The 5,065-nt window shown below is 56.9% G+C and carries 2 rRNA genes; both read right to left on the bottom strand.

Annotated elements, in window-relative coordinates:
* Window positions 1–50 precede the first annotated feature (50 nt).
* Window positions 51–3,169: ribosomal RNA gene (locus D5S18_RS22240) — 23S ribosomal RNA — on the bottom strand.
* A gap of 308 nt (window positions 3,170–3,477) precedes the next feature.
* Window positions 3,478–4,995 (bottom strand): 16S ribosomal RNA (locus tag D5S18_RS22235).
* Together the 16S and 23S rRNA genes form the textbook arrangement of a ribosomal RNA operon.
* Between the last annotated feature and the right edge of the window lie 70 nt (window positions 4,996–5,065).

The following is a 5,065-nucleotide window of genomic DNA, read 5'->3' as shown; positions in this document are numbered from 1 at the left end:
GTGGATCGTGTGTTGTTTCAGACACCACACAGTGGACGCGTAACACCTTTGTTGGTAAGCCCTCGGCCTATTAGTACCAGTCACCTCCACACGTCACCGTGCTTCCAGTTCCGGCCTATCAACCCCATGGTCTGTAGGGGGCCTTAACCACTCGAAGGTGGAGAGAAACCTCATCTTGGAACAGGCTTCCCGCTTAGATGCTTTCAGCGGTTATCCCTTCCGAACGTAGCCAACCAGCCGTGCCCTTGGCAGAACAACTGGCACACCAGAGGTTCGTCCGTCCCGGTCCTCTCGTACTAGGGACAGCCTTCCTCAAGTTTCTTACGCGCGCGGCGGATAGAGACCGAACTGTCTCACGACGTTCTAAACCCAGCTCGCGTGCCGCTTTAATGGGCGAACAGCCCAACCCTTGGGACCTACTCCAGCCCCAGGATGCGACGAGCCGACATCGAGGTGCCAAACCATCCCGTCGATATGGACTCTTGGGGAAGATCAGCCTGTTATCCCCGGGGTACCTTTTATCCGTTGAGCGACACCGCTTCCACTTGCCGGTGCCGGATCACTAGTCCCGACTTTCGTCCCTGCTCGACCTGTCAGTCTCACAGTCAAGCTCCCTTGTGCACTTGCACTCGACACCTGATTGCCAACCAGGCTGAGGGAACCTTTGGGCGCCTCCGTTACATTTTGGGAGGCAACCGCCCCAGTTAAACTACCCACCAGGCACTGTCCCTGAACCAGATCATGGCCCGAGGTTAGAAGCCCAATACGACCAGAGTGGTATTTCAAGGACGACTCCACGAACACTGGCGTGCCCGCTTCACAGTCTCCCACCTATCCTACACAAACCGTACCGAACACCAATACCAAGCTATAGTGAAGGTCCCGGGGTCTTTTCGTCCTGCCGCGCGTAACGAGCATCTTTACTCGTAATGCAATTTCGCCGAGTCTGTGGTCGAGACAGCAGAGAAGTCGTTACGCCATTCGTGCAGGTCGGAACTTACCCGACAAGGAATTTCGCTACCTTAGGATGGTTATAGTTACCACCGCCGTTTACCGGGGCTTAAATTCTCAGCTTCGCGCTCACGCGCTAACCGGTCCTCTTAACCTTCCGGCACCGGGCAGGCGTCAGTCCGTATACATCGTCTTACGACTTCGCACGGACCTGTGTTTTTAGTAAACAGTCGCTTCTCTCTGGTCTCTGCGACCCACACCAGCTCCCACCGCAAGGGCGTTCACCAGCACGGGTCCCCCTTCTCCCGAAGTTACGGGGGCATTTTGCCGAGTTCCTTGACCACAGTTCTCTCGATCGCCTTAGTATTCTCTACCTGACCACCTGTGTCGGTTTGGGGTACGGGCCGTGTACCAACTCACTAGAGGCTTTTCTCGGCAGCATAGGATCACTGAATTCGCCTCAATCGGCTACGCATCACCTCTCAGGCTGTATGCTGTGCGGATTTGCCTACACAACGCCCTACAGGCTTACACCGGGTATTCCATCACCCGGCCCAGCTACCTTCCTGCGTCACCCCATCGCTTGACTACTACAACCGGGATCCCGTGCAGCCACCTCACCTCACCCGAAGGTGATGGATCCGCTTTTGGACGGTTAGCACAACTGATTCGCCATTGGGCGCGGATACACGGGTACGGGAATATCAACCCGTTGTCCATCGACTACGCCTGTCGGCCTCGCCTTAGGTCCCGACTCACCCTGGGCGGATTAACCTGGCCCAGGAACCCTTGGTCATTCGGCGGACGAGTTTCCCACTCGTCTTTCGCTACTCATGCCTGCATTCTCACTCCCACAGCCTCCACAACTCGATCACTCGGCTGCTTCCCTGGCTGCAGGACGCTCCCCTACCCACCCAGTCTCCTGGCCCGAAGGCAAGATCAATGACTGAGTGCCGCGGCTTCGGCGGTGTACTTGAGCCCCGCTACATTGTCGGCGCAGGATCACTTGACCAGTGAGCTATTACGCACTCTTTCAAGGGTGGCTGCTTCTAAGCCAACCTCCTGGTTGTCTTCGCGACCCCACATCCTTTTCCACTTAGTACACGCTTAGGGGCCTTAGCCGGCGATCTGGGCTGTTTCCCTCTCGACTACGAAGCTTATCCCCCGCAGTCTCACTGCCACGCTCTCACACATCGGCATTCGGAGTTTGGCTGACTTCGGTAAGCTTGTGGGCCCCCTAGGCCATCCAGTAGCTCTACCTCCGATGTGAAACACGCGACGCTGCACCTAAATGCATTTCGGGGAGAACCAGCTATCACGGAGTTTGATTGGCCTTTCACCCCTACCCACAGCTCATCCCCTCAGTTTTCAACCTAAGTGGGTTCGGGCCTCCACGACGTCTTACCGTCGCTTCACCCTGGCCATGGGTAGATCACTCCGCTTCGGGTCCATGGCATGCGACTGGAAACGCCCTATTCGGACTCGCTTTCGCTACGGCTACCCCACACGGGTTAACCTCGCCACACACCGATGACTCGCAGGCTCATTCTTCAAAAGGCACGCCATCACCCCACCACCCAAAAGATGGAAGGCTCTGACGGATTGTAAGCGCACGGTTTCAGGTACTATTTCACTCCCCTCCCGGGGTACTTTTCACCTTTCCCTCACGGTACTAGTCCGCTATCGGTCACCAGGGAGTATTCAGGCTTACCGGGTGGTCCCGGCAGATTCACAGCAGATTTCACGGGCCCGCTGCTACTCGGGCATCATCCACAACAGAGCACGCGTTTTCGCCTACCGGACTCTCACCGTCTACGGTTGGCCATCCCAGACCAATTCGACTAACACGCACTTTTCTGACTGTTGCTCACCACGGCAGTGATGAGAAGAATGACCCCACAACCCCGCACGGACAACGACTGCCGTCTATCACATCCACACGGTTTAGCCTCTTCCGCTTTCGCTCGCCACTACTCACGGAATCACTATTGTTTTCTCTTCCTGTGGGTACTGAGATGTTTCACTTCCCCACGTTCCCTCCACACACCCTATATATTCAGGCGCGGGTAACACGACATCACTCGTGCTGGGTTTCCCCATTCGGAAATCCTCGGATCTCAGCTCGGTTGACAGCTCCCCGAGGCTTATCGCAGCCTCCTACGTCCTTCATCGGCTCCTGGTGCCAAGGCATCCACCGAACGCTCTTCAACACTTACAAACAAAGATGCTCGCGTCCACTGTGCAGTTCTCAAACAACACACCCACCCGAAACCAGACTCACAGGACCAGCACCCCCTCCCGAAGAAGAGAACCGGTATCTCAGGAAAGCCCGAGTGGATCGTTATCTTGCCTGGAAAGAACGCCTGTTCTTTCAGGACCCAACAGTGTGTCGACTACAATCCGGCATCCACCGGCACATGTCAGCGTTCCACCCATGAGCACCGCAGTCCTACATTCGAGGACATGAACGGCTCTGGCACGACCACAACCACCAACGCGGAAACGGTTCGTGCAGATGCTCCTTAGAAAGGAGGTGATCCAGCCGCACCTTCCGGTACGGCTACCTTGTTACGACTTCGTCCCAATCGCCGATCCCACCTTCGACGCCTCCCTCCCTTACGGGTTAGGCCAGCGGCTTCGGGTGTTACCGACTTTCATGACGTGACGGGCGGTGTGTACAAGGCCCGGGAACGTATTCACCGCAGCGTTGCTGATCTGCGATTACTAGCGACTCCAACTTCACGGGGTCGAGTTGCAGACCCCGATCCGAACTGAGACCGGCTTTAAGGGATTCGCTCCACCTCACGGTATCGCAGCCCTCTGTACCGGCCATTGTAGCATGTGTGAAGCCCTGGACATAAGGGGCATGATGACTTGACGTCGTCCCCACCTTCCTCCGAGTTGACCCCGGCAGTCTCCTGCGAGTCCCCGCCATTACGCGCTGGCAACACAGGACAAGGGTTGCGCTCGTTGCGGGACTTAACCCAACATCTCACGACACGAGCTGACGACAGCCATGCACCACCTGTACACCGACCACAAGGGGGCCTACATCTCTGCAGGTTTCCGGTGTATGTCAAACCCAGGTAAGGTTCTTCGCGTTGCATCGAATTAATCCACATGCTCCGCCGCTTGTGCGGGCCCCCGTCAATTCCTTTGAGTTTTAGCCTTGCGGCCGTACTCCCCAGGCGGGGCGCTTAATGCGTTAGCTACGGCACGGATCCCGTGGAAGGAAACCCACACCTAGCGCCCACCGTTTACGGCGTGGACTACCAGGGTATCTAATCCTGTTCGCTACCCACGCTTTCGCTTCTCAGCGTCAGTTACTGCCCAGAGACCCGCCTTCGCCACCGGTGTTCCTCCTGATATCTGCGCATTTCACCGCTACACCAGGAATTCCAGTCTCCCCTGCAGTACTCAAGCCTGCCCGTATCGACCGCAAGCTCGGAGTTGAGCCCCGAGTTTTCACGATCGACGCGACAAGCCGCCTACAAGCTCTTTACGCCCAGTAATTCCGGACAACGCTCGCACCCTACGTATTACCGCGGCTGCTGGCACGTAGTTGGCCGGTGCTTCTTCTACAGGTACCGTCACTCACGCTTCGTCCCTGTCGAAAGAGGTTTACAACCCGAAGGCCGTCATCCCTCACGCGGCGTCGCTGCATCAGGCTTCCGCCCATTGTGCAATATTCCCCACTGCTGCCTCCCGTAGGAGTCTGGGCCGTGTCTCAGTCCCAGTGTGGCCGATCACCCTCTCAGGCCGGCTACCCGTCGTCGCCTTGGTAGGCCATTACCCCACCAACAAGCTGATAGGCCGCGGGCCCATCCCGTACCGATAAATCTTTCCACCACAACCCATGCAGGCCATGGTCATATCCGGTATTAGACCCAGTTTCCCGGGCTTATCCCGAAGTACGGGGCAGATCACCCACGTGTTACTCACCCGTTCGCCGCTCGTGTACCCCGAAGGGCCTTACCGCTCGACTTGCATGTGTTAAGCACGCCGCCAGCGTTCGTCCTGAGCCAGGATCAAACTCTCCGTTGAAGACTCACAATCACACCCCGAAAGGCACGATCAGAATAATTCACTAGAGTCCGAAAACCCAGCAAAACAA

Origin of the sequence: Nocardia panacis (genome assembly GCF_003598715.1) — a bacterium.
Lineage (GTDB): Bacteria > Actinomycetota > Actinomycetes > Mycobacteriales > Mycobacteriaceae > Nocardia > Nocardia panacis.
Note: the sequence above shows the minus strand (reverse complement) of the source record. Positions and strands in the feature narration are given on the sequence as shown.